Source organism: Aquabacterium sp., assembly GCF_030652515.1.
Classification (GTDB): domain Bacteria; phylum Pseudomonadota; class Gammaproteobacteria; order Burkholderiales; family Burkholderiaceae_C; genus Aquabacterium.
The window spans coordinates 39,827-65,804 of the sequence record NZ_JAUSAR010000155.1; the positions used below are offsets into that span (position 1 = coordinate 39,827).

10 protein-coding genes are annotated in these 25,978 nt (G+C 61.0%); 4 read left to right on the forward strand and 6 right to left on the reverse strand.

Annotation, left to right across the window (positions count from 1 at the left end):
- Positions 1–49 precede the first annotated feature (49 nt).
- Positions 50–1,066, forward strand: a complete 1,017-nt coding sequence (glk, locus tag Q7V20_RS17670) for a glucokinase (RefSeq protein ID WP_304794215.1) — start codon at positions 50–52, stop codon at positions 1,064–1,066.
- Between the two features lie 29 nt (positions 1,067–1,095).
- Here glk and otsB read toward each other — a convergent pair whose 3' ends face one another.
- The 3 genes from otsB to Q7V20_RS17685 all read right to left on the reverse strand — a co-directional run bounded on the left by otsB (position 1,096) and on the right by Q7V20_RS17685 (position 5,327).
- Complete coding sequence (otsB, locus tag Q7V20_RS17675; protein ID WP_304794216.1) at positions 1,096–1,869, reverse strand: trehalose-phosphatase; 774 nt, start codon at positions 1,867–1,869, stop codon at positions 1,096–1,098.
- A gap of 1 nt (position 1,870) precedes the next feature.
- Complete coding sequence (locus tag Q7V20_RS17680; protein ID WP_304794219.1) at positions 1,871–4,108, reverse strand: trehalose-6-phosphate synthase; 2,238 nt, start codon at positions 4,106–4,108, stop codon at positions 1,871–1,873.
- Between the two features lie 76 nt (positions 4,109–4,184).
- Complete coding sequence (locus tag Q7V20_RS17685; protein ID WP_304794222.1) at positions 4,185–5,327, reverse strand: mechanosensitive ion channel family protein; 1,143 nt, start codon at positions 5,325–5,327, stop codon at positions 4,185–4,187.
- Between the two features lie 253 nt (positions 5,328–5,580).
- Here Q7V20_RS17685 and metK point away from each other — a divergent pair, with 253 nt between their 5' ends.
- From metK to Q7V20_RS17700, 3 genes are all read left to right on the forward strand, one after another.
- Positions 5,581–6,762 carry a methionine adenosyltransferase gene (gene metK, locus Q7V20_RS17690; RefSeq protein WP_304794225.1) on the forward strand — a complete coding sequence of 394 codons (1,182 nt, stop codon included), beginning with the start codon at positions 5,581–5,583 and terminating at the stop codon, positions 6,760–6,762.
- 177 nt (positions 6,763–6,939) lie between these two features.
- Positions 6,940–7,641 carry a PEP-CTERM sorting domain-containing protein gene (locus Q7V20_RS17695; protein WP_304794228.1) on the forward strand — a complete coding sequence of 234 codons (702 nt, stop codon included), beginning with the start codon at positions 6,940–6,942 and terminating at the stop codon, positions 7,639–7,641.
- A gap of 104 nt (positions 7,642–7,745) precedes the next feature.
- Positions 7,746–8,981, forward strand: a complete 1,236-nt coding sequence (locus tag Q7V20_RS17700) for an HD-GYP domain-containing protein (protein WP_304794232.1) — start codon at positions 7,746–7,748, stop codon at positions 8,979–8,981.
- 9 nt (positions 8,982–8,990) lie between these two features.
- On the opposite strand, the gene Q7V20_RS17705 is transcribed toward Q7V20_RS17700, so the two are convergent.
- From Q7V20_RS17705 to Q7V20_RS17715, 3 genes are all read right to left on the reverse strand, one after another.
- The gene (locus Q7V20_RS17705) at positions 8,991–10,610 is read right to left on the reverse strand and encodes a peptide chain release factor 3 (RefSeq protein ID WP_304794235.1); all 1,620 of its coding nucleotides are present in this window, start codon (positions 10,608–10,610) and stop codon (positions 8,991–8,993) included.
- Between the two features lie 279 nt (positions 10,611–10,889).
- A complete protein-coding gene (locus Q7V20_RS17710) occupies positions 10,890–11,345 on the reverse strand; it encodes a hypothetical protein (RefSeq protein ID WP_304794238.1) in 456 nt (151 codons plus the stop codon).
- 10 nt (positions 11,346–11,355) lie between these two features.
- Positions 11,356–25,860: a hypothetical protein gene (locus Q7V20_RS17715; RefSeq protein WP_304794240.1), complete on the reverse strand. Its 14,505-nt coding sequence runs from the start codon at positions 25,858–25,860 to the stop codon at positions 11,356–11,358.
- Positions 25,861–25,978 lie beyond the last annotated feature (118 nt).

Here is a 25,978-nt window from a genome sequence, read left to right on the forward strand (position 1 = left end):
TTGGCGAGCCGGGCTATTCTGGTGGCCTGTTCACGCGAAAGGAGACAGCATGATCTTGTGCGCGGATATCGGTGCCACCAAAACCTTGCTGGGGTTGGCCCGGCTTGACGCGGCGGGCCAACCCCAGGTGGTGGCCTCGCAACGGTATGTGGCGGCGCAAGTGGCCTCGTTCGAGGCCATGCTGGACCGCTTTCTGAAGGACCATGCCCAGCACCTGGGCCAGCCTTTGCGCGCAGCGTGCTTCGGTGTGGCCGGCCCGGTCAACGGCCAGGTGGTGCAGATGACCAACCTGCCCTGGCGCCTCGACGCCACCGCGCTGAGCCAAAAGCTGGGCGGCATCCCCGTGCGCTTGGCCAACGATTTTGAAGCGGCGGCCAGCGGCATCGACGGCTTGTCGCCCGCCGACTTGCTGTGCCTGCAGGCCGGTCAGCCCGTGCCCGGTGCGCCCCAACTGGTGATCGGTGCGGGCTCGGGCCTGGGCGTGGCTTTCCGCATCTGGCAAGCCACACCCCAAGGCGGCCGCTACCAGGTGGTGACCGGCGAGGGCGGCCACTTCGGCTTCACCCCGGTCAATGCCGAGCAGGACCGTGCCCTGATGCGGCTGCGGGCGCACGTGGTCCGGCCCGTGGCTGAGCACTTTGTGTCGGGCCCGGGCCTGGCCAACTTCTACACCTTCCTGGACACGGAAGACGGCGGCAAGGCCCTGCTCAAGGACCACCACGTCGTCGCCACCGCCAGCAATACCGGCGGCCTGACCGGTGAAGAAGTTTTCCGCCGCGCCACGCAAGACAGCGAGCCACGCGCGCTGCACGCCCTGCACCATTTTTTGCTGTCGTATGGTGTGGTGGCGGGCGACTACGCCTTGGCCACCTTGGCCAAGGGCGGCGTGTTCCTGGCCGGTGGCATCGCGCAAAAGCTGGGCCCCCTGATGCAGGATGGGCGGTTTTTGGTCGGGTTCCGCCAGAAAGGGCCCTACGCGGACCTGATGGACACCATCCCCGTCCATGTGGTCAACGAGCCCGACCTGGGCCTGCGGGGCGCGGCCGCCATCGGCGCGCTGATTTGACCGGTGTCGGTCATTTTTACCGATGCGCCTCAGCGCAGCAAAGCCAGCATCTTCTGCAGCATGGTGGCCACCTCAGAGTGCGTGTCCAGGTAATAGCGGGCGCGTGACAAGGGGTCTTCGCGCCCGATGCGCACGGTCAGCCAGTGCGGCTCGGCGCTTTCAAAGACGGATTCGTCGTTCAGGTCATCGCCGATGAACAGGGCCGCGCCCGATTGCGAGCGCTTGACCAGCATGGCCACGGCATCGCCTTTGTCGGGCGCATCGGCGGCCACCACATTGACCACGCATTTACCGCCAAAGCTGCTCAGCGCCGGGTCCAGCCCGCGCAGCAGGGTCTCGATGGTGATCAGGGCGGCATCCCGGTCCCGCGCCAGGCGGTAGTGCAAGGCCAGCGAATGGCGTTTGTCTTCCACCTGGATGCCGGCTGAAGCGAGCGCGTCCGCGTTGCCTTCGATCTTGACGCGCAGCACATTGAGTTGGTCGGTCAGGGCGGTGTAGACCTCGGGGGGCAATTGCGGCTGTTCAGGATCTTCAGCGCCGTGGTTGCCGATGATGTAGTGCGGATCAAAACCCAGGCGCGGCGCCACATCGTCCACGCTGCGGCCGGTGACGATGGCCACGGGCAGGTGCGCGGCGAGTTGCGCCAGCCGCTGCGCCACGCCAATGGACACGCGGGCGTCGTCGGGCCGGGTCACGATGGGGGCCAGCGTGCCGTCGAAATCAAAGGCCAGCAAAGGGCGCCGTTGCATCACGGCTTCCAGGGCCTGCTGGCCTGGGGGGGTGAACAAATGGTGCTTCATCATGTCAGCCGGGCTGGTGCCGCTGCACCCGCGCCTCGATCCTTTCTCTCAGACGCCAGCGCCCTGCGTCGGTCAGCATGCGGCCGGCCCAGCGGTAGACGTTGAACTCGCGCACGGTCATGCGCAGGCTGGCCATGCGTTCGCGCTGCTCTGCCTCGGGCATGGTCAGCGCGCGGTGCAGGGCATCGGCGGTTTCTTCCACATGGTAGGGGTTCACGATCAGGGCCTGGCTCATCTCGCGGGCGGCGCCGGCGAAGCGGCTCAGGATCAGCACGCCGCGCTCGTCATCGCGGGCGGCCACGAACTCCTTGCAGACCAGGTTCATGCCGTCGTGCAGGCTGGTGACCATGCAGGCGTCGGCGGCGCGGTACAGCTCATACAACGAGGCCTGGTCATGGTGCACGGCCAGCAGGTGCACGGGTTGGTAGCCTTCGCGGCCAAAGCGCTGGTTGACCCGTTCGGTCAAGGCATGGATGCGTTCCTGGAAGGATTTGTATTCTTCCAGCGAGCCGCGCGAGGGCGCCGCGATCTGCACGAACGAGAACTGGCCGATCCACTCAGGGCGCTTCTCCAGCAGCCGCTCGACCGCGTGGATGCGCTCCAGGATGCCCTTGGTGTAATCGAAGCGGTCCACGCCAATGGCGATGCGGTGGTCGGGTGGCAGGCCCAGGCGCGCCAGCACGTTCTGGCGGCATTGCGCCACCGGCAGCCACGAGGCCTGCGTTTGCTCCGAGGGCCATTCGATCGAGATCGGGTAGCTTTCCACGAAGGTGCTGTCTTCGTGGAAGGAGATGGTCGAGTGTTCGTGCTCGATGCGCGCTTCCAGATAACGGTCCACCGTTTCGATGAAGTTTTTGCAGTGAAACCGAGTGTGAAAACCCAGGATGGTGCTGCCCAGCAGGCCTTCCAGGATCTCCTGCCGCCAGGGACAGATGCCGAAGGATTCGGGGTTGGGCCAGGGGATGTGCCAGAAGGTCAGGATGGTGGCGCGCGGCAGCTTCTTGCGGATCATCGCGGGCAGCAGGGCGAAGTGGTAATCCTGCACCAGCACCACGGGGTCTTCGCTGCGCGCTTCGGCCACCACGGCATCGGCGAAGCGCTGGTTCACGGCGCGGTAGTGCTCCCAGTCCGATTCGCGGAACACCGGCCGCACGTGGGCCACGTGGCACAGCGGCCACAGGCCTTCATTGGCGAAGCCGTAGTAGTAGCCGTTCTCTTCTTGTTCGCTCAGCCAAAGGCGGCGCAGGGTGTATTCGTCTTTGCCGGGGGGCACCAGCACGCGGTCATGCGAATCGACCACCTCGGCATCGGCGCTGCCGCTGCCATGGGCGATCCAGGTGCCCGAACAGGCGCGCAGCAAGGGCTCCACAGCGGTCACCAGGCCGCTGGCCGGGCGTTTGACCACGATCTGGTCGCCCACCTTGTCGTGGATGTAGGGCTCGCGGTTGGCCACCACGATCAGTTGGTCGCCGCGCAGTTGCGTGCGTAGCAAGGCGCGCAGCCGGTCGGGGTTCCATTCCGTTTCGGGGCCGAGGGAGCGGCGGTACTCGTCTTCCAGGTCGCGCAGGCGGGCGCGCAGGTCGGCGGCGAAGGGCGCGAGCTCGGGCGCGGCCGACGACATCAAGGGGCTGATCAGGCCTTCACCACGCAGCAAGGCGCGCGCGCCCGAGACCCAGCCGCGCCAGCTCAACTGTGCCACCACCACGGTGATCAGGGCGATGATCACGCCCAGCCCGGCGATCAGGATGATCAGGTACTTCTGGGTGTCTTGGCTGCGGTGTTCCACAAAGCTCAGGTCTTGCAACAAGATGAGTTGCGCGATGGGGCCGTTCTCGTCGGCGACGGGGTAAAAGCCCACATGGGCCGGGCCACCCTCAATGCGGATCTGGGGCTCGTCTTGCTGGCCAATGACCTCGGCTTTGGCACAGGTCAGGGAGCGGGGAAAACCAGGCGAGCGGCGCAGCAACTCCCCGTCCAGCGAGCACAGGCCGATGGCGACCAGACGCTCGTCTTGCACCACGCGGTTGAACAGCGATTGCATGCGCGAACTGCCGGGCTCTTGCAGCCCTTCGGCGATCGAGTCAGACAGTGTTTTCGTGACCAGCGAGCCCCGCAGGTTCAGGTCGCGCGAAAACCAGCGCAGGGTCAAGCGGTCCATCAAGGGCACCGCCAGGTAGGCGGCGGCAATGAGCGTCAGGACCAGCGGCACCAGGAAGCGAAGCTGGAGGCGCAATGTGTTCATCAAGGAGGCAGAAAAATAGGGTTATGCCCCAAAGGGCAATTGGCGTGCCTGATGGGCCCAATCGCAAGGCTTGGTTTCAAACCGCAGGAGGTGCTTGCTCGTGCTCGGGGGTGGGGGAGCGTTGCTGAGGTGAGGGCGGCTGACGCAGGGTGTCATTGATGTTGGCGTGGGCCGTGGTGGGTGGTGGGTTGTCGATCTCCGCGCGGACCCGGGGCAGATAGTCTGGATAGTCATTCTGCATCACCTTCATCAGCTCTTCGCGGATCAGGCAACGCAGGTCCCAGGCCTTGCCCGAATCGGCGCTGCTGATCAGGCAGCGCAGTTGCATGGCCTTCTCGCTGAAGTCGGTCACCTGGATCAGGCACACGCGCTGGTCCCACAAGGGTGACTTCTCGCACAGGGCCTGCATGGCGTCGCGCAGGGGCTGCAAAGGCATGCGGTAGTCCACCCACAAAAACACGGTGCCCAGGATGTTGGCGCTGTTGCGCGTCCAGTTCTGGAATGGGTGCTCGACCCACCACTGCAAGGGCACGATCAGGCGGCGTTCGTCCCAGATCTTCACCACCACGTAGGTGCTGTTGATCTCTTCGATGCGGCCCCATTCGCCCTCCACGATGACCACGTCGTCCAGCCGGAAAGGTTGGCTGAAGGCGATTTGCAGACCGGCCATGAGGTTGCCCAGCACGGGCCGTGCGGCCAAGCCTGCGGCAATGCCCACCACGCCCGCCGATGCCAGCAGGCTGGTGCCGATCTGGCGCACGTCGGGAATGGTCATCAAGGCCAGGCTGAAGCCGATCAGGCCGATCCCTCCCACGGCCAGGCGCGTGACCACCTGCGTCTGAGTCTGGATGCGCCGCGCCGTGAGGTTGTCGCTCACGTCGATCGAATGCGACAGCACGATGGCCTGACCGAAGCCGCGCGCCATGCGCATCAGCAGCCAGGTGATGGAGGCGATCAACAGGATGGTGGTGGCCTGCCTGACCGAGCCGATGTGGGCCAGGTCGTCGGGTGCGCCGCGCAGCACGAACTGCAGGGCCAGCAAGGGCAGCAGGACGCTCGCCGGCTTGCGTGCGGCCTGGGTGACGGCGGCCGCCGCCTTGGAATGGGCCGTGGTCCGCTTGAGCACCGCCGCGCCGCTGAAGAAGATCAGCCAGGCCACGGTCATGGCCATGGCGGCGGAAAGGAGGGTGAGGGTCCAGGGTGAGAGGTTCAGATCCATGCGCCCCGCCAGCAATCGGCGTGCCGATCAGCGGCCATCCGATGCTCGCAAGCCCTGAGTTCGCCCGGGTTTCGGGGTTTTATCCAGGGAAAAGTCCGAGGGTGATCCATTACACTGCCCCCATCGCCGAGTTAAAGGAACAACTTGCGGGGCGATTCACAAATGCCGCTAAAGCGTTCGCCGCTTGTTCGAAAGATTCATCAAGCCCGGCGACGCAGCCAGTCTTGAACTTTTATCTTTTGGAGCACACACCGTGGCGAACGACTTCCTCTTCACATCCGAATCCGTCTCTGAAGGCCATCCCGACAAGGTCGCCGACCAGATCTCGGACGCCATCCTCGACGCCATCTTCCAGCAAGACCCCCGTTCGCGCGTGGCCGCTGAAACGCTGTGCAACACCGGTCTGGTGGTGCTGGCCGGTGAGATCACCACCAATGCGCACGTCGACTACATCCAAGTGGCCCGCGACACCATCAAGCGCATCGGCTACGACAACACCGACTACGGCATCGACTACAAGGGTTGCGCCGTGCTGGTGGCATACGACAAGCAATCCAACGACATCGCCCAGGGCGTGGACCACGCTTCTGACGACCACCTGAACATCGGCGCTGGCGACCAGGGCCTGATGTTCGGCTATGCCTGCAACGAGACGCCCGAGCTGATGCCCGCGCCCATCTATTACGCCCACCGCCTGGTCGAGCGCCAAGCCCAGCTGCGCAAGGATGGCCGCCTGCCTTTCCTGCGCCCTGACGCCAAGAGCCAGGTCACCATGCGCTATGTGGATGGCAAGCCCCACAGCATCGACACCGTGGTGCTGTCCACCCAGCACGACCCGGATCAATCCGAGACGCAACACAAGATGAAGGCCTCGTTCAACGAAGCCATCATTGAAGAGCTGATCAAGCCTGTGCTGCCCAAGGAATGGCTGAAGGAGACCAAGTACCTGGTCAACCCCACCGGCCGTTTCGTCATCGGCGGCCCGCAAGGCGACTGTGGCCTGACCGGCCGCAAGATCATCGTTGACACCTACGGTGGCGCCTGCCCCCACGGTGGTGGTGCGTTCAGCGGCAAGGATCCTTCCAAGGTTGACCGCTCGGCCGCTTACGCAGCCCGCTACGTGGCCAAGAACATCGTGGCCGCCGGCTTGGCCAAGCAGTGCCAGATCCAGGTGGCCTACGCCATCGGCGTGGCTCGCCCCATGAACGTGACGGTTTACACCGAAGGCACGGGCGTCATCCCTGACGACCAGATCGCCGCCTTGGTGCAAGAGCACTTCGACCTGCGCCCCAAGGGCATCATCCAGATGCTGGACCTGCTGCGCCCGATCTACAGCAAGACGGCCGCCTACGGTCACTTCGGCCGTGAAGAGCCCGAGTTCACCTGGGAACGCACTGACAAGGCTGCCTTGCTGAAGGCCGCTGCCGGCCTGTGATGGCATGGTCCTGGCGGACCGTGCATATTTCCACCCTCAAGTGAGGGTTCCGGGGCCTCCTGCCCCGGAAAACCAGCCCACGATGAGCAGATCACCTGCTACGCTCCACACATCTTGTATCAATTTTCTTGGGTGTGCAGCATGGCTTTTCATCGATCAATTGGCGCGGCAGTCGCCATGGTTTCCTTGGCAACCGTTTCGGTGGCCCAAGCTGAAAGCCTGGTATTCACCGGCAGCAATCTCGTCACCCTGCCCGGGGCGCAGGTCAACGGGGTGCCTTCTTCCGCCAACGCCTGTGCCTCCAAAGGCGTGTGCGCTGAGGCGCTGACCTTCAACACGGTGGCGGGCGGTTTGGCCACCGTCACGGCGAGCTCGGGTGCCAGCGGGCTGAGCGCCCTGGTGTTTCAAGGCGTGGAAGAGCTCAATGCTGGCCTGGGTGTGGCGGCCGGGAAGGTGGAGAAGGGCAAGTTCGTCATCCATGATGCCAACTACTCCCTGGATTCGCACAACGAGACGTTCACCATCACATTCGCCAACAGCGTGGTGCTGTCGGCGGCCAACTTCTTCCCCGATGACCGTTCGACGCATGCGCTCACGCACGAACTGGACGCCTTCGATGGGTTCACCATCAGCGTGGGGGGAGGCGCGGCCGTGGAATATTCGTTCGGCACGGCCGGCGGCCAGTTTGTCAACTTTGCCACGCCCCTGACAGGCCAGAGCTTCACCTTTGGCTACGCCCAGCACAAGTCGCCCGAAGACTATTACCTGGCCGGTTTGACCTTTACCGCTGCTAATGTGGTGCCCGAGCCTGCCACCTGGGCCATGATGGCCTTGGGTCTGGGTGGCCTGTTGCTGGCACGCCGCCGCAGGGTGGCATGACCCGTGAATTAAGGCTGCTGTAGTTGCTGAAAGGGTGCCGCGATCAGTTGGCGCCCTTTTTTTTCGGCCGAACGTGGCGCGAGGCGTTTACGATGCCTGTCGTCATGCGCAAAAAAATACAGGTCGGGCAATTGCGGGTGGGCATGTTCATCGACGAGGTCGTGGGCTCGTGGCTGAACAATCCATTCTGGAAGTCGGCGGTCATGCTGACCGACGCAAAGCAGCTTGCTCAGCTCAAAAGCAGCCCGATCCAGGAAGTCTGGATTGACGTGAGCAAAGGGCGCGATGTGGACGACGAGGTCCACGTGGTCGATGGTGTGGAGTTCGGTGCCGGCCCCGCGCAGGCGCTGGAAGAGCCCTTGCTGGCCCAAGTCAGCCCGGTCATCGCCCCGCCCACCCTGTCCCTGCACGACGAGGTGGCCCGCGCTGGCCGCATCTGCGACAAGGCCAAGGGCGCCATGAAGACCATGTTCCAGGACGTGCGCATGGGCAAGGCCATCGATGCCGAGCACTGCCTGCCGCTGGTGGACGACATCACCCAATCGGTGCAGCGCAACCCCGGCGCCATCGTCAGCCTCGCGCGCCTGAAAACCAGCGACGACTACACCTACATGCATTCGGTGGCGGTGTGCGCGCTGATGGTGTCCTTGTCTCGCCAGTTGGGTTTGCCCGCGGCAGACACCCGCGAAGCGGGCCTGGCGGGCTTGCTGCACGACCTGGGCAAGAGCGCCATGCCGATCGAGGTGCTGAACAAGCCCGGCAAGCTGACCGCCGATGAGTTTGCCATCATGAAAGGCCATCCCGAGGCGGGCCACCGCATGTTGATGGATGGCCAGGGCGTGGGCTCGATCCCCATGGATGTCTGCCTCCACCACCATGAAAAGATCAACGGCCTGGGCTACCCGCATGGCCTGAAGGGCGACGAGATCAGCCTGTTCGCCAAGATGGGCGCCGTCTGCGATGTCTACGACGCCATCACCTCCAACCGGCCCTACAAATCAGGCTGGGATCCGGCCGAGTCCATCCTGCGCATGGCGCAGTGGGGCAAGGAGGGGCACTTCGATGACCGCATCCTGCAAGCCTTCATCCGCAGCATTGGCATCTACCCCACCGGATCGTTGGTGAAGTTGAAGTCCGGCCGGTTGGGCGTGGTGGTGGAGCAGGGCGCCCAGTCCCTGCTGGCGCCGCTGGTCAAGGTGTTTTTCTCGACCAAGTCCAATCAGCGCATCGTGCCCGAGTTGTTGAACCTGAGCCTGCCCAGTTGCTCGGACCAGATCGTGTCGCGCGAATCGCCAGCGGTCTGGCAGTTCCCGGACCTGGATGAGCTCTGGGTGTCCTGACCTGGCGCTTCACTGGTTTGAGAGGCTCAGCCCCGCATGCTCCCGCAGCGGGTGGAAGTGGATGTTCGGGTGCCGCTCCTGCGTCAGGCGCAGGTCGTAGGCCGAAGTCATCATGTAGGCCAGGGTGTCGGCCGCGTCGTTGGCCAGCTTGCTGGCGTTCTCGTCGGTGAACTTCTTCAGGTCGGCGGCCGAATCAGACGTGATCCAGCGCGCGCCCACGAATCGGCAGGGCATCAGGCGGATGTCCACGCTGTACTCGGCCTTCAGGCGGTGCTGCACCACTTCGAACTGCAACTGGCCCACGGCGCCCAGCAACATCGAGCCCCCCACCGCTGGGCGGAAGACTTGAATGGCGCCTTCTTCGCCCAACTGCATCAATCCGGCCTGCAACTGCTTGCTTTTCATGGGGTTGGCGAGTTCGACCGTCTGGAACAGCTCGGGGGCGAAGAAAGGCAGGCCGGTGTACTGCAGGGTCACGCCATCGGTGATGGTGTCGCCCAGTTGCACGCCGCCGTGGGTGGTGAAACCGATGATGTCGCCCGCGTAGGCTTCATCGACCGCTTCGCGGCGCTGCGACAGGAAGGTCACCACCGAGGTGGGGCGCAGCTCCTTGCCCGAGCGCTGCACCTTCAGCTTCATGCCGGGTTCGTACTTGCCAGAACACACCCGCACGAAGGCGATGCGGTCGCGGTGGGAGGGGTCCATGTTGGCCTGCACCTTGAAGACCACGCCGGAGAAGTTTTCCATCTCGGGCACGATCTCCTTTTGCGAGCCGTCTTTTTCGGTCGACTGGCGCGAGCGGGGCGAGGGGGCCAGGTCCACCAGCGCGTCCAGGATCTCTTGCACGCCGAAGTTGTTCACGGCCGAGCCGAAGAACACGGGCGTTTGCTTGGCGGCGAGGAACAGCGCCAGGTCAAAAGCCGGGGCGGCACCCGCCATCAGCTCCATGTTCTGCTCGGCCAGCTCCCAATCGTGGCCAAAGCGCTCGTGCAGCTTGTCACGATCGCTCAAGGGCACGGTCTCGTCATCACCACCGCGCTTGTCGGCGCCCGCGTCGAACAAACGCATGCTCTGCGTGCGCAGGTTGACGATGCCGCCGAACTGCTTGCCTTGGCCCACCGGCCAGGTCATGGGCACGCAGGGCATGCCCAGCTCGGCCTCGACTTCATCCAGCAAAGTGACGGGGTCGCGGCCTTCGCGGTCCATCTTGTTGACGAAGGTGATGATGGGTGTGTCGCGCTGGCGGCAAACCTCGATCAGGCGGCGGGTTTGCGCTTCCACACCGTTGGCCGCGTCGATCACCATCAGGGCCGAATCGACCGCGGTCAGCACGCGGTAGGTGTCTTCCGAGAAGTCCTTGTGGCCGGGGGTGTCGAGCAGGTTGACCACGTGGTCGCGGTAGAGCATCTGCATCACGCTGGAGGCGACCGAGATGCCGCGCTGCTTTTCGATCTCCATCCAGTCGGAGGTGGCGTGGCGCGAGGCCTTGCGGGCCTTCACGGAGCCTGCGATGTGGATGGCGCCCGAGAACAGCAGCAGCTTTTCCGTCAACGTGGTCTTGCCGGCGTCGGGGTGGGAAATGATGGCGAAGGTACGGCGGCGGCAGGTTTCGGAGAGCAGGGAAGACACGGGACAAAGGCTCCAGCGGGCTAACAAGGTGGGACATTCGCGGAAGCGCGTATTGTCCCTCCTTTTATCTGCATGCAGCTGCTGAAGATCGAACTAGAAAATGATGGTAAAGGCTCATCAGGCGCAGTGTGCATTATCAATATGCGGCTGCAGCTTGCCACGAACGCAAAGGCCGATCAAAAAATGATCATTTCATATAGGTTCTTGGATTGTCAAGGTTCGGTAACTTCATTTGGCCTCAACAGTCACCGACTTCAGTCCCTCCCAGCATCAGCCCCGTCAATTCAAAGTGCAATTATTGTGCACATTATTTGATTGACTCCCCTCGGGCGCCAACCTCTCATGGACATTTTTCAAATGTGCCATGAGTTGTTCGTCATAAAAATTATCAGCAGCAAAAAATTCCTTATGGCGAAACCTTTCCTTTGCAAGGACGCAAAGGATATTGCGCGCCTGCATTGGAAGCTGATCAATACTAGAGTGATAAAGCATTGATTGCCTTGCAATCGAGAGAATAGCACCTTCGGCATCCACGACCAATAGACGAGGCAGCCGACCCTTCTCCTGAGCCTCGATTTCACTAACTCTCAGCGCCGGCTCCACCGCGAACAGCGATGTAATTGCAAGACTTCTCCGCCCTTCTTTCTTGGCCACAAAGTAGCCCAAAGAGAATGCAACTGAAAGCCCGAAAACAATCAATACACTGTTAATTGCAATTGTTTTATATTTTTTCATTAATCGTCACTCATTTCTTAGGCGGCTTGATTTCCCAGGCAGGGTATTTATCCCATCCACCAGATGGTTTCCCATAGGCGGTTTCGTAAAGTTTTCTGTCAAATATTTGAGGCCCAGATGCTTTGCCATCGAGTTGCGCCCTGATCCCCGATTTATTCATCATTTCATTTGTCAAGTACGCCAGTTTTGGCGAATCATCGAATACTGCAGAGTATGCATCAACGCCTAACTCTATCAACCCTTTAAGGGAAGGGTCTGCTCCGGCACCATAAAATGGTATACCACCAGTTAAGCCAGAAGAAGACGCATTAATTTGATCCCGTATATGCTTGTCAAAGTATCCACGAAACCCATTGACCATACTCGCCATATTTTTCTCATTGAAGTCAACATCTGCCGGAACTTGCATCATGAAGTTCTTCAGCGCCGACATTTCCCCCCGATGCGCATCGCTATCAATGTCCCCAAGTCTAATGAACTCCTTTGGGTTCTCAGGATTTCGAACCTCCCAATCCCGAACTTTCGCCCACGCTCCATCAGAACTATTGTCATCAAAATATCCGGCTATCTTTCCAACCGCCTTCTCAAACCAACCATAGTTCTCACCAAATTTCTCCAGCTTAGTGTCGAACTTGCTGTCACGGATGAACAAATTCCCATCGCGAATATTATCGCGGAACACGCCCTCAGCAGGACCAGCAACCAATTGATAAGCATCCTCAATGCCCGTTTTCGGATACAATGCATGACTCAAATCGGCAATATTTTGATCAACGCCCGGATCTTCAGAAGCTCCGAAAGGCATATCGAAATCAATATCAGGAATATTAAATACGCCTTCACCAGATTTTAGCGGCATAAAATTGAAACTCTCGCCCACATCACTCGTGCGATAAGAATGGATCTTCGCCGTCTTCGGCTGATCGCGGTCGTTGCTTGCAATGGATCCCGCGAGAGAGTCCCCCAAGGCACTGCCAAATGCATTAATCGCGATACTGCCCCAATCGGCCTTCTCGTGGCGCGCCATGGAACCGGCCCAGCCTCCCGCAACGCCCTGAAGGGTCTGGCGCGCAACCAACCCGGCAGTGCCGCCAAGTAAGTCATCGCCAAGTTTATTGGCCAGCCATCCCCCTGCCATGCTGCCAGCAGCGTTGGCAGCAGCTGAGGCCACGGATGTCCAACTGAATTTCTTCTGCAAGCCGACTGCCATGGAGGCGCCTTGTGTCAAAACATTGGCGGTGATGCCTCGAAGTATGGCATTACCCATGCCTCCGCCGGAGATGGAAAGGGTTTCACTGAGTGGGCCAGATGCATTTCCGATCCCATTGACGGCCCCCCCGATGGCGCCGCCGATGGCCCCCTGTGCCACGCTGGACCAAGAGAATTTATCGACAGCGCCTATGGTCATGCCGACCAATTGACTGGCGACTGAACCCACAGCGCCGCCAATCGCACCTGCGGCCATCACTGAGCCTACGGAGGCCGTGGCGGCAGTCAAGCCAGGGGCAATGACCGACAGAGCTGCGCCAGCCGTCACGACCGATGCCACGACCGCCACAACGACCATGATGATGGTCCCCAAAACCCCGCAGCCCTTTTTGGGCTTAGGCGGCGGCGGTGCATCCGGCAGCGTGGGTGATGTGTCGCCCATCGCCTCGCTGGCGTTGTAGACCTTGTGGGTCAGGTTGTTGTTGTGGACGTTGGCAACCTTGTTTGGAATCACCAGGTTCTGGTTCTCGACCAAGTCCGTGCTGTTGCTCATGCCGTTGGCTTCGGCGATGAGGTACCAGAGGCTGGAGTCCCCAAAAACCGCAAGCGCCACGCTTTGCAGCGTCTCGGAGCTGGATTTGACGGTGTAGCCGCTGGACGTGAAGCCAGGGTAGCTGGCGTTGATGGCCAGGTAGTTCTGGTCAAAATCGGCATTGGCCTGAGGCCGCCAACTGCTGTATGAGCGATTGGAGCCTTGCGCGAGAGCCTGCGCGTAGTCAATGGAGGTGGTGCCCGGATCGTTGCCGGCTTCGCCCACCCGCTGGCCGTTCACGTAGAAGTAAGTTTGCGTCTTGTTGATCGAGCCACCCGCGCCCAATTCATCGCGCATGAGAATCAAGCCCTGCGCGTTGGTCACATAACGCAAACGGCGTGGGCCTCCAGTTGCCATTTCATCAACGGCTTCGACGAGGGTGCCTCGGCTATCGTAGACAAAGTGAGATGCGCCGGGTGCCCAGCCGCGCACACTGCTGTTGCTGGCCTGGATCCTGATCTCGCTCTGCCTCGCAGCTTCCCACCACTCGTACTCGTAATAAGTGGTGACCGTCGTGGCGCCATCGACCAAAACGCTGTAATTCACCGTGCCGTCGGCCATCAGGTTGTAGGTCGTGGTCTTGCCATTGGTGGTGTCCTGCCAGACCTTGTTGTCCAGGTTGTACAAAAAGTCTCGAACGGTTGAGCCCTCCACGTAGTGGGTCACCCTGCCCATCAAATCGCTGGTGCGGCTTGAAGCAAGGGTGTATCCGCTGCCCCCGGCATACTGAATGGTGACGTCTTGCAGGTAGCCTTCTGCCGTGTAGCTGTACTTCTCACTGTGACCGTCACGGGCCGTGTCGACCTGTGCGCGTTGGCCTGCTGCGTCATACTGAATGGCAAGGCCATCGCCAGAGCTTCCCTTGGTGATGGTGGTGCCTGCGGCGCCAGCAACACCGCTGAGCTGGCCCATCGTCACCACGAAGCGGTTCATGGAGTCATACTTGTACCAGTAGTCATTGGCCAAGCCGCCATAGACTTGGCTGGAGACATGTCTGCGGTTGCCAACGGCGTCGTACTGATAACTCAATTCGTATTGCGCATCCTTGATGGATGTCATACGGTTCAACTCGTCGTAGCGAATCTCTGCCATTTGATAGAAGGTGGCGTCGGAATTCCTGACATAGCCTTCAAAAGTCTTATTGCCTTCAGCATCGTATTCATAGACGGACGAGTTGCCATTGTCCCGGTCCATGATGCTTTGCAACTGGCCATCACCGTAGTAGGTGTAGCGCAAGAAATACCACTCGGTCGTGTGGCTTTCCAGGATCAGCCGGCCGCCCAGGTCGTAGCGGTAGTACCTCTGGTTGCCATTCAGGTAGGTGTGTTTAGAAACGCGACCGAAGGCATCCATCTCGTCGATCAAACGCCGGCCATTGGCGTCGGTCGTCGTGGTTCGCGTGCCCCACGGGGACAGCCCGCCGCTGAGAATGCCCTCTTCATAGGCCATGCTGGTGAGATGACCTGCCCCGCTCCAAGAATTGACCACACGGGCCAATGCATCGTAGTCAGTGCGCTCGGACACGACATCGCTTCCCGTGGCCGTGGTGCGGTGGGCCAGTCGGTTGCCCACTTCGTCGTAGTCGTACTCGTCCCAGCCTTGTTTACCGTCGTCACGCATGGGGCGCAAGACTTTGGTCACGTGGTGCATCTTGTCGTACTCGAAGGTGGTGCGAAAGCCCAACTCGTTGTCAACCCGACGCTGATTGCCCAGCACGTCGTAGCCATAGACCTTGGTGGCGTGATCGGCATGGAACTCCTTGAGCACCACTTCTTCGCCGCTGCCCCCAGCCTTGAGCACCTGGCTGGTGCGGTTGTGGTTGGCATCCTCCGTCGTGACCAAACGCCCCTGCAGGTCATAGCCATAGCGCGTGCTAGGGCGTTGCTTCACGGTCTGCCCGTCCTCCAGGGTCACGTTGGTCTCGGCCTCCAGCTTTTCTACCAGCTTGCCCATCGTGTTGTAGCTCAAGGTGGTCACATGGCCCAGCGCATTGGTTTGCTCCACCACTTCCCCGAATGCATTGACCTTTTGCGAGCGATGCGAAACTTGCTTTGGGTTGGCCACGCCAAGCAAAATGGCGTCGGCCTCGGTCGTGAGAGTTGAAGTTAGGGCGAATGAGCCAGGCTGCAAACTGCTGGGCACGGACGCTGGTGCGCCCGCATCAGGCGTCGACAGCAAAATTGCGCCATCGTAGGCCTCGTAGTAGTACTCGACCTGGGTTGATCCGCCTTCTGGGATGAGCTCGCTCAAGTCGATGGTGAACAGACCATGGCTTCCCTTGTCGACCGTGGCGCTGGTGTACGAAGTCGCGCCCACCGTCCTGTAGTGAATATGCAGGGTCGTGGCCGCGGCGAAAGGCGGGTGAAGTGTCAAGTGCTCAGGCGGGAGAGGCGTTAGGACTCCGGGGATCACCTGCACGCTGCCCAGATTGAATAAAAGCTGGCTTGCGTTACTTGCCACTAGCCTTCCGGTCTGGTCATGGCAATCCAGTTGCAGATCGAGTGTTTGCTCGGTGCTGCCGGACATGAAAATGTCCAGCAGGAGTTGAAGCGTGTCCAATGTGAACGTGCCAGGACTATCCTGGCTTAGATTCACCGAGGTCCAGATGTTGCCGCTTTGCGGCTTGTACTTCAGGACTGCCTGGCTTGTATCCAGGGGCAGGTTTTGCCAATGGATCGAATAAGGCAGATCAGCGTAGTCCTGCAGCCGGGCGTCGCCCAGTGAATCGACGGTGCCGAACATCTTGCCCAACGAAGCGCCGCTGCCATCGGCGTTGGCCTTGTACTCAATCAAGAAACTTACGCCTGGGCCGGTGGGCTGAAAGCGTAACCATCCTGGCAGCGAGAGGCCATGAATGCTGCTGCCAGTGCTCAGGACAGTGGAGGACCAAGACCCGGTTTGCTCATTCAGGTAAGAGAGGACCGCACTATTGGCCGCCAGGTCCTGGCTGGGGATGTTGACAAACCCCTGATCGTCGGTGAAATACGTGACCTTGGGCGCACTGAGGCGGTTCCATTGCTGGAAGTACGAATTCGAACCGTCGATACGCAGATTACCGCTTTGATCGTTGAGGACATGCCCATTGGCATCCAGCGAGATGTAGCGCAATTCGTAGGTGCCTGACGCCAACGCGCTGTAGTCCATGGCAAACCAACCCTGGCCCAGCTTCTGACCAGCTCCCAAGACCACACTGGACCAAGGCGCGCCCTGTGTTGCGGTGTTTCGGTAGTTGACAAACACGTGGGCTGTATCGCCCTCCTGCCCTTTGATGTGGATGCGATGCTCATCACTGACAGCCTCGCCCTGGCTGGCGGCGCCGCTGTAGTGATCAATAAACAGCATTGAACCGGTGCCTGGGTCGTCGTCATCGGAGCTTTGCGTGTGTCCCTTGACCAAGGTCGGGTCGGTCACGACGGTGCCGATCAGCACACGCCCGGTCGGGGCGTTTTTGTAAACCTCTACCGTGGCATTGTAAAAATAAGCCCAACCATAGGGGTGATCCAGTTTGCCTCGTGTGAACGTGGCGGACAGTTCCCCGTTCTGCACGACGTACTCGTCAGTAATATTCTCATAGTGCTGACCAACAGTCGGCTCATCTTCTGCAGGGTCGGATGAGCCCCACAAAACAGAATGGTTGGCTTGGTAGACCGAATAGGTGACCTTGACAGAGTAGCTGCCTGCGCCCAGGTAGGTCTCTGGCCATCCAACTGAAAGTTGTACATCGCCGCCCGAAGCGGGTTGCCCCAGTCTCGGCATGTACTCGGGGCTTACCGAGGTCAGCACTTCAATAGGGCGCACGCCGGATAAAACGGCGGTGCCGCTGACGACCGAGGTAGAGGATCCGCCATCATTGGTGCCTGCCCATCCGAGGTTGTTCACGCCTCCACTGATGGAGCCAACCGTGATGATGTGATTGGCCGCGTTCCCTGGCGCTTTAATCGTCAATGGTGGTGGACTCAATGCATCGCGTGCCGGGGTTTGGATCGGTCGGTAGCTGCCTTTCAGATGATTTCGACCGTCGTAGGTCGAGATCGTCTGATAGGTACCTGCCATGTCCTTGAGCAGGCCTTGAATAGACCAATCCCGCTCAACTTCATTGGAGTTACCGTTGAAGTTGGCAACGACTGTGCCGGGTTCGACCAACAACGTCGAGTTGCCATTTCCATCATAGAAATAGGCCCGCTCCACACCACTTTGGCCATTGGTTTTGACCATGCGGCCTGCCGCATCGTATTCAAACCATTCTTGCCAGGCGCCCCGGTGCTCAGCCGTGTAGAGCGTGGGTAGGGCGTCGCCATAAGTGCGCTTGGCGACGATCTGCCCATAGGCGTCATACCGGGCCTCCTGCGTCTGGATGACGCTGCCAGTGGCCGGCAAGGATTGGACATCAGGCACCATGCCGGCAAATGTCACAGACTGTTGCTTCGTCTGGTGGCCTGCCTCATCGTAGGTGTAGAAGATCACGTCGGTGTAAGACCACCCGTTCGAGTTGTGGCGGGGCGTGCTCTTGACAGTGACGCGCCCAGCCGCATCGTATTGGTAGCGAACAACGGCAGCCTGCGTTTCGCTCATGGCCGTGGTGCTGCTGATCAGCCAGCCATTCTGGTCATACGCGTATTCTGTGATGCTGTCGTCGCCGCTTGACTCGTCATCCTTGCCCAGTTCAATGGTCCGTCTCGTCAAGCCCAGGCCGTTGTACTCGGTGCCTGTGGTCTGGCGCACGGTGTCGCCTTCATGGTCGATGAAGGTCGCGCCTAGCTTTCTGGTTTCCCGGCCCAGTTGGTCATGATGCCAATCGAGCTCCTCGCCCGTTGCAGCCTTTTGCCAGGTGACCATGCCCAAGCCATTATGGCGATACTGGGTCACGGCATCGGACGTGGTGGTGGTCACTTGGCCTGTGCCGGTGTCCACTGTGGAAGACAGCACATCGTGGACCGTTTGCTGGCGCAGTCGCCCCAATTTGTCGTAGCTGTTGGTGGTGGTGCGTGCTCCGCCTTGTGCCGATACCAAAGTGGCAAATGAGGCTGGAGACGAATCCAGTGTGACAGGGACGCTTGGCGGCAGGGGCTTTTCGAAGCGTTTTTCCTCGAGGATGTTGCCGTTGCCATCTCGCGTCCAGGTGGTCAGGTAGCGGTCGGCATCGAGTTGCGCAATTTGCTTGCCAAGCTTGTCGTAGAAGCGCCAAGTGACATTGCCATTGGCATCGGTTTCCTTGGCCAGGTTGCCACTGGCGTCGTACTGCCGCGAGGTGACGAGTTCTAGAAGGCGGATCTCATAGTTGCCGGTTGTGGTGTTCACAGCCCCGACGTATATGCCAGCTGGCTGCGCCTGGGCAAAGTAGGGTTGTCCGAAGGTGACACTGCTGCTTGCGTGGCCGGACAGTGTGGCGTTCTTGACGATCACCAAGGATGCCCGTACCGCGTTGGCCGGCGCGATCGCGTCGATGCCGATGGCCGCGTACTGGCCGTCCGGCGACGTCAATGGCTGCGAACTGGACCGGCCGATTTCTACCCCGTTTTGATTCCACCAGATGATCTGCAGTGTCGCCGTGCTTTGATGCGTGGCCATCTGCACACTGGCCTGGTAGGACGAGCCCGCCCGAACATCGATCTTGCCGCTGCCCGCCTGGAGGGAACGCCCAGGGTTGTCGTCTTGCTGGATCAGCTCAAGGGTGCGGCCTCCCAGGATGGCCTGATCATCGTCGTGAAATACCTGGTTCAACTGGGTGTTGTCAAGCTGTCCATCCAGAAGGCCAGTGATCATCCACGAGTCTTGGCTGACGTTGGCGGTGGCATCATTCAGCAAGGAATTGCTTGGCAAGCCAGTGACCGTGGTGGTGGCGAGGCGGTGGTTGGCGTCGTAGGTGTAGCGCGTTTCCTGATGACCTCGGTTGAGCAAAGCGCTGGGCGGTGAGCCGCCGGCCTGTTCCGGCAGGGGCAGTTGCTGCGCATGAACGACCCGACGGGTCAGATTGCCTCCGGCATCGTACTCGTAGGTGGTCAAGGTGCCGGCCTTGATGTCGGCGATCTTGCGGTCTTGCGCATCCCAATAGTTCAGGGTACGCACCCCGTTGGGATCGATGGCCTCAACGACATTTCCACGGGTGTCGTAGAGGCGCCTGTCAGAGGGCTCCCAATAGGCGTGGATACCGGTCTTGGTGTCGAAGAGCAGAGTGGCTTCGCCGCGCTGCTCTGTCTGGCGGTTAAGAAGGTCGTAGAAGTAGGTCGTGACGCGCTGTTCGGGGAGTAGTTCCGCCTCGATCTTCTGGACCACGTTGCCGCGTGCATCGTAGAAAAATCGCGTGACGACATCCTGCGCCCCGGACTGTTCCGGTGAGGTCTCGGTGATGACTCGGCCCAGTCGATCGTGGGTGTAGAGGTAAGTGCCTGAAAGCTTGTTGGTGAAGCTGACCTTGTTGCCAAGACCATCGTACGAGATGGCTTCCGAATAGCCCTCGGCATCCGTGAGCAGAATCTGGCGGCCGAGTTGGTCGTGCTCGATCCAAGTCGTGGCATCGTTTTCTTCGTCTTTGACCAGGTAGAAGGATGAGCCGGACGTGGCGGCTTCCTGGGCGGTATCAAAGAAGCTGGGTACTGTCCCTGGTGTGGGGAGGCCTTGTGTCGCATTGGCGTACTTGGTGATGCTGACCACCTGTCCCAGGCCATCGTAGCGTGTCTCGGTGGCATCGCCCAATGGGTCCACGTGCAAGGTGGCCTGATTGCGTTGGTCGAAGTAGAAGAAGCCTGTGTTCCCATTGGGGTCGGTGACCATGACGGCATTGCCGAAGGCGTCGAACTGGGAATTGATGCTGTGACCCAGCGCATCGGTCGATTTGATGATGCGGCCGAGGGCATCGAACTCCTGGGTGGTTGTGTAGGCATCCAGCCGGGCTTGCTGCTGTGCGGGGTCCGTGACCTCTTGCGCGGCTGCCACCCCGCGAGGATGGATGGTCTTGAGGTGTTGCCCCAGGGCATCGAGCACATAGCGTGTGGTGCTTTGCTCGGGATTGCCATATGCGCGAGTTTCCTCGATCACGCGGCCTGCGGCGTCATGCTCGTAATGTGTGGTGCTGGCCTGAGGGCCTGCGTTGAACGCAGTTGTGACGTCGGTGAGGAGGCCCGCCGCGTTATAGGTGTGGTGTGTGACGATCTGCTCGGCATTGATGATGTCGGTGACCCGTCCAGCGCTGTCTCGCAGGTAGATCGTTGGAGCATCCTGGTCGTCCGGGCTCAATTGTGGGTCGCCACCGATGGCAAAGTCATAGTCAACTGGAGCTGCGTAGCGCATGACACCGTAGATGCGGCCCAGGTTGTCGTAAGCCGTCTGCGTGACATATCCCTGCGCATCGACCTCGAAGGTGGTGCGGTTTGCGGCGTCATAAATCGAGTAGGTGGTTTGATCGTGCTCGGTATTGGCTGCAATGGTGCTGTCGCCAGTGACGAAGCTGATGCCCACTATGGGCGCCCTGTTCTGGTTCAGCCAGTTCTGCGTGCTGTTAATGAACACCAGCGGCGCGCTATAGCGCGTTGTGCGGAGGGCATTTCCATTTGCATCGAAGGTGCGCTGAGTGGCGTAACCCAGAGCATCGATGCTCCAGATGGCGCGTCCTGCGGCGTCGTATACCGTCTGCTCGACCTGGTTGTTGGCATCCAGGTCGTCCATCGCGGGCGAGGTGAAGTGGATGGCGCCAGTGCCGCTGGCTGTCTGGAGCACGGTGCTGGCCGCTTGGGCGTAGCGGGTCAACTTGGTCACGCTGCCCGCCTGGTCGTATGTCCGGCGAGTCACAAACCCGAGCGCGTCGATGCTGTCGATCAGCCGGCCGTCCTGATCGCGGGTGTAGCGGGTGACCTGGTCCTTGCCTGCATCCCTGGAGATCAAGCTGTAGATGCTGTAGGGAGACATGAGCAAGGCCTGCGCTGCGCTCAGCACGATCCGGTTCGCGTAAGCGGTGGTGCGGCTGACGCGGCCATTGGCGTCGTACTCGGTCCCGGTGACTGCGCCGGTGGGGTCTACTGTGTAGAGCAGGCGGTTCTCATCGTCGTACGCATACCGGGTGACGTTGCCTTCGGCATCGGTCCTGGATACCACGTTGTCCTTGCGGTCGTAGGTGTAGCTGGTGGTGAGGTTCAGCTTGCCCGTGCCGGGATCGACGATCTCGCTGGTGCGCCGGCCCGCCGGGTCGTAGATGTACTGCGTGAGCTTGGCCTGGGCGGTGAGCGCCCCTTCGGTGACGGTCAGGACATGGCTTTGCGCGTCGTAGGTGTACTCGGTGCGCAGGTTCAAGCCGGTGGTGTTGGCCACCAGGTCGTCGAAGTCGGTGGTGCTGCCCGCCGGATTGGGAATAAGCAGGGGGTCGACCACCGTGGCCGTCAACTCGCCCTTGAGGTTGAACTCGGACTTGGTCCACACACCATTGGCATCCTTGGCCCACACGGCTTGGCCCTTGGCGTCGTAGCGGTATTCGCTGGTGAGCTTGAGCCCCGTGCCGTCAGGATCGACCACGCGCGTGAGCACCCGGTTGGCGGCATCGTATGTGGTGCGGGTGATGGTGCCACGGGCGTCTGTGGTCTCGAACACCCGACCCGCTTGGTCGTAAACCGCCGAGGTGCTGATCAGTGGTGTCGCTGCCCCACTTGCCGTCACGGTGGTGGCGGTCAGGTGGTTGTCGTGGTCGTAGGTGTAGGTCGTGGTCGTGCCACGACCATCGGTGACGCTGATGATCTGACCATGGTTGTCACGCACCGTGACTGTGCTGATGCCCTCGGGCGTGGTGATCGTTTGCGCCAGGTTGGCGCTGTCGTACGAGTAGTTGGTGACCTTGCCGAGGGCGTCGGCGGTGGTGACCACGCGGTCGAAGGCGTCGTAGGTCGTGGCGCTCAAGGCCCCCAGGCGATCGTACATCTGTACCTGGCGACCCAGGCGGTCATGGCGGTACTCGGTGGAAGAGGAATAAGTAGGGTCATAGCTATAAGCCACACGTCCAAAGCTGTCTAGCTCGACCCATTCGACATTGCGGCCCGCCATCCCTGTGCCAGATTGGCTGACGCGGACGCGCCTGCCGTTGGTATCGTAAATATTCGTGGTGGTCCGTGTCCGACTGGCGTCGACCTTGTCCACCGACTGAAACAACTGACCAAAGGCGTTGTAGCTGCGGGTGCTGGCGTTGTTCAGTGCATCGGTGACGCTGGAGACCAGGCCGCGTTGGTCGTAGCCCCAGCGGTGGGTGCTGGTGGTACCCGTGCTGGCGGCGACCAAATCTGCCACGGCACTGGCCACGGCGGTGTCCCGTCCACCACCGGCCGATTTCAAGGCGTCGAGCGTGGCGCTGTCCAGCCGCTTGCCCACCTGGGTCTGGGTGGTGAGCTGGCCAAAGGTGCTGTAGGTGTACTGGGTGACTTCGCCCAACGCATTGACGCTGACGGTCTTGCGGCCGGCCGCGTCGTAGTAGTACAGGGTCTTGAGGCCCGGGCCGCCAAAGCCATCAGGCTCGGTCGCAGACGTCAGGCGGTTGTCGTTGTCGTAGGTGTAGTGCGTGCCCCAGGTGGCCCAGATCACTTCGGTTTGCGCGGCGATCTCGGCTGGCAAATACACCCCGGCCCGGACCCAGTCGAGCAGTGCTTGAGAGCCTTCGGCCGGCAAGGTGGCGGTCAGGCGGCCCAGCTTGTCGTAGCGGCTTTGCTTGGCGCTCTCCAGCACATACTCTGTTTTCACGCTGACCAGGTTGCCAGCCGTGTCGTAGTCGTAGTAGGTGTAGGCGTACTCAGGGCGCGACCACATCCAGTAAACACGGTTGAGTTCGTCATAGAAGCTGTTGACGATGTGGTCGTGTTCTGGGTTGGTGTAGATGTATGAGCCAGTGGCAGGTGCTGCGGCACTGCTGCCGATGAAGGCGGGCGCTGTCCTGCCGTCAAAGCTGCCTTGCACCTTGTTGGTATAGCGGTAAGTGAGAGTCTTGTTGCCTGCGGCGTCGTAGGCAAAGCGCGTGTAGTAGCTCTCGGCGTCCAGCACGCCGGTCAGCTGTCCACGGGCGTTGTACAGGTAATGGGTGACCTGGTCATTGGCCGGATCACGCAAAACATAGTCACCGCTGGTTGGCGGCTGGTCATAGGCCTGGGGCTTGACACTGGCGTCAGGTGTGTCGCCGCTGGCGTTGGCGAACAAGTTCGCGTACTTGACCGTCTTGATCAGCCGCCCTGCTGCGTCATAGGTGTTCTCGGTGTAGGCCCCCACGCCGTCAAGCACGCCATCGAGCAGGCCGTCGGCGCTGTAGTAGCGGTTCTCGTAACGATCATTGATGCTGGTCGTTGGCACGGTGTTGGCGTCGTCTGCCAGCACTTCGGTGCCTGCCGTTCGAACCGCGGCCAGCTTGGTGGCATTGAGGACGTTGTTGTGGCGAATGGTCTGCACCAATTGCCCCGCACCATCGTAGGTGTGGGTGACCACGGCGCCGGCCGCATCAATGGTCTTGACCAGGCGCCCGGCCAGATCGTAGACGTTGACGTTGATGCGGTCGTTGGCCGCATCGGCGATGGGGCGCACGTCCAGGCCGATGGTGGCGCTCAGGCTGCCCACGTCGGGGGCGCTGGCCAGCGCGCTGAGCACATTGGCCGAGACCGGGTTAGCCCACTGCTTGGTCTGCACCAACTGGTTGTCGGCGTTGTAGATGAACTGCGTGAGCGCGCCACTCTGGTCGATCTGACCCACCTTGCGGCTGGCCTCGTCGTAGATGTAGAAGGTCTTCTCGCCCGTGGCGCTGGTCACCATGCGCAGGCGGTTGAGCTTGTCGTAGCTGTAGCCAATGGTGCCATAGTCGATGGTGCTGGCAACATCCGAGATGCGCTGCACCGCGAACAAGCGGCCATGGGCATCGTAGGAGTTCACGGTGGCTTGCCCATTCACCTCGATCGTGGCGGCCACATAACCCAGGCCCATGAACTCGTTGTACACCGTGAGCTTTTGCTGGCCCAGGGCATCGGTCTCTCTCACCACTCGGTTCAAGCCGTCGTAGGTGTAGCTGGTGCTGTGGTTCAGACCGTCAATGCGAGTGAGCAAATTGCCGGCCTGGTCATACACATACTGCGTGACCGCTGGCGAGGCACCTACGCCCGCGCTGCTGATCGTCGCGTACGTCGTGGCCTTGTCCAGCTGCGAGCGGCTGTTGTAGGTGTAGTCGGTGCGCTGTGTGCGGGTCAGGTCCTGCTGGGCCGTCCAGGCGCTGAGTGCCGTGTCGGTGATGGCCTCCGAGCCCAGTGGTGCCGCGCCGTACAAGGTCATGCTGGTTTGCTGGCCCAGGGTGTTGTACTTGTACTCGGTCACGCGCTTTTGCGGGCTGATCACAAAGCGCAGGTGTCCGGTGCTGTTGTACGCGTAGCTGGTGGTCTGCGCACCGCTGGGCAAACCTGCCAGATCGCCGTCCGGGTCTACCACGGTGTAGGTGGTCTCCTGCAGCAGCAGGTTCGTGGCGCTGTACGTACGTTCGACCACGTGGCCAGTCGCATCGCGCTCATAGGTGCGATTGCCGTTGGTGTCGTACTCGTAGGTGGTGATGCTCCCCCGCCCGTCGGTCACGTGCAAGACGTTGCCGTTGGCGTCGTAGTCAAAATTGGTGGTCTGGCTGGTGCCGCCCACCGCTGGGGTCTTGACCTGAGTCAACTGGTATTGGTTCTGGCCCGCAGCCGTGCCGTAGCTCAGCTCGGTGTTTTGCAGCAAGGGGTCGGTGATCGTGGTCTTGCCGCTGACCGAGTAGTCAAAGGTGGTGAGCTGGGATTGTCCAAATGCTACCTGCGTGAAACTTTGGATGCGTCCCGACGTGTCATAGCCAAAAATGACTTTGCTGCCATCACTTTGGGTGATGCTGGCCAGCCGCTTGCTGGTCGCGTCGATGTAACCATAGGTGGTCACGTGGGTGGTGGTAGACCCGGTGTAGACCGGCTTGAGGTCCACCGTGACCGTCTTCAGGCGGCTGAAGCTGGTGTTGTAGGTTTCGTAGGTGTAGCTGACCCGGTTGAGCGACTGGGTCGCGCCCAGCGCATCCTTGTACGTGGTCGTCATCGACAGGATGTTGCTGGTCTTGCCTGAGGTCGTGTCGTAGGTGATAACCACCTTCTCGTTACTGGCAGTGCTGCCCGAGAACGTGGCGATCTCGGTAATCAGGTAAGACGTGGCATTGAGGTACGTCAGGTTGATTTTGTTGCTGTCCAGGTCGATCACGCTTGTCAGGCGGGCATTGAAGCCGCTGACCACGTTGTACAGCTCTTGGGTCTGGGTGTCGCCATCGGTCCAGGTCCACACGTCGGCGTTGTACGTCAAGGTGTCGAAGCTGCCGCTGCCGGACTTGCTGACGTATTGGCTGCCATCGTGGGTGTAGACCGTCTCTGAGCTGTCTTCGCCGACCCGCGTGATCGTGCTGCCCACCGTGTTGATGGTGCCAGTCAAGCCATTGATGACCCGGTTCAGGCCCAGGCGCCAGTTGTCGCCGTTGTCATCCGCGCCTGCGCCCAGGCTGTTGTAGGTGCGCGAGACGGCCACGTCCGGGCCGACGCCCACCAGCCACTCGTCTTGCTGCTGCACCACCAGGTTGCCGGTGGCGGCATTGACCAGCACCTTGTCGCCCGTAGCGCCTTGGCCGGCCACCCCCAATTGCCCCTGTCCGCCCAGCAGACCCCATGAAGTGTTCAACAAACCCAGGCCTTGGCCAGCAACGATCGCAGTCATCTTTTATTCCTTGGCAGTGCAAGGCGCCGCTTGGTGTCTCCCTCGCCGCGCCCTCGTTAACTCTGACGGCCCCCCATGCGCTTCAAGCACCATGCGGCAAGCCTTCAAAGGCTTCTTT

Excerpts from the sequence above, each read along its gene's own strand:
- glk (WP_304794215.1), top strand. The coding sequence starts at position 50 with ATGATCTTGTGCGCGGATATCGGTGCCACCAAAACCTTGCTGGGGTTG.
- otsB (WP_304794216.1), bottom strand. The coding sequence starts at position 1,869 with ATGATGAAGCACCATTTGTTCACCCCCCCAGGCCAGCAGGCCCTGGAA.
- Q7V20_RS17680 (WP_304794219.1), bottom strand. The coding sequence starts at position 4,108 with ATGAACACATTGCGCCTCCAGCTTCGCTTCCTGGTGCCGCTGGTCCTG.
- Q7V20_RS17685 (WP_304794222.1), bottom strand. The coding sequence starts at position 5,327 with ATGGATCTGAACCTCTCACCCTGGACCCTCACCCTCCTTTCCGCCGCC.
- Q7V20_RS17695 (WP_304794228.1), top strand. The coding sequence starts at position 6,940 with ATGGTTTCCTTGGCAACCGTTTCGGTGGCCCAAGCTGAAAGCCTGGTA.
- Q7V20_RS17700 (WP_304794232.1), top strand. The coding sequence starts at position 7,746 with ATGCGCAAAAAAATACAGGTCGGGCAATTGCGGGTGGGCATGTTCATC.
- Q7V20_RS17710 (WP_304794238.1), bottom strand. The coding sequence starts at position 11,345 with ATGAAAAAATATAAAACAATTGCAATTAACAGTGTATTGATTGTTTTC.
- Q7V20_RS17715 (WP_304794240.1), bottom strand. The coding sequence starts at position 25,860 with ATGACTGCGATCGTTGCTGGCCAAGGCCTGGGTTTGTTGAACACTTCA.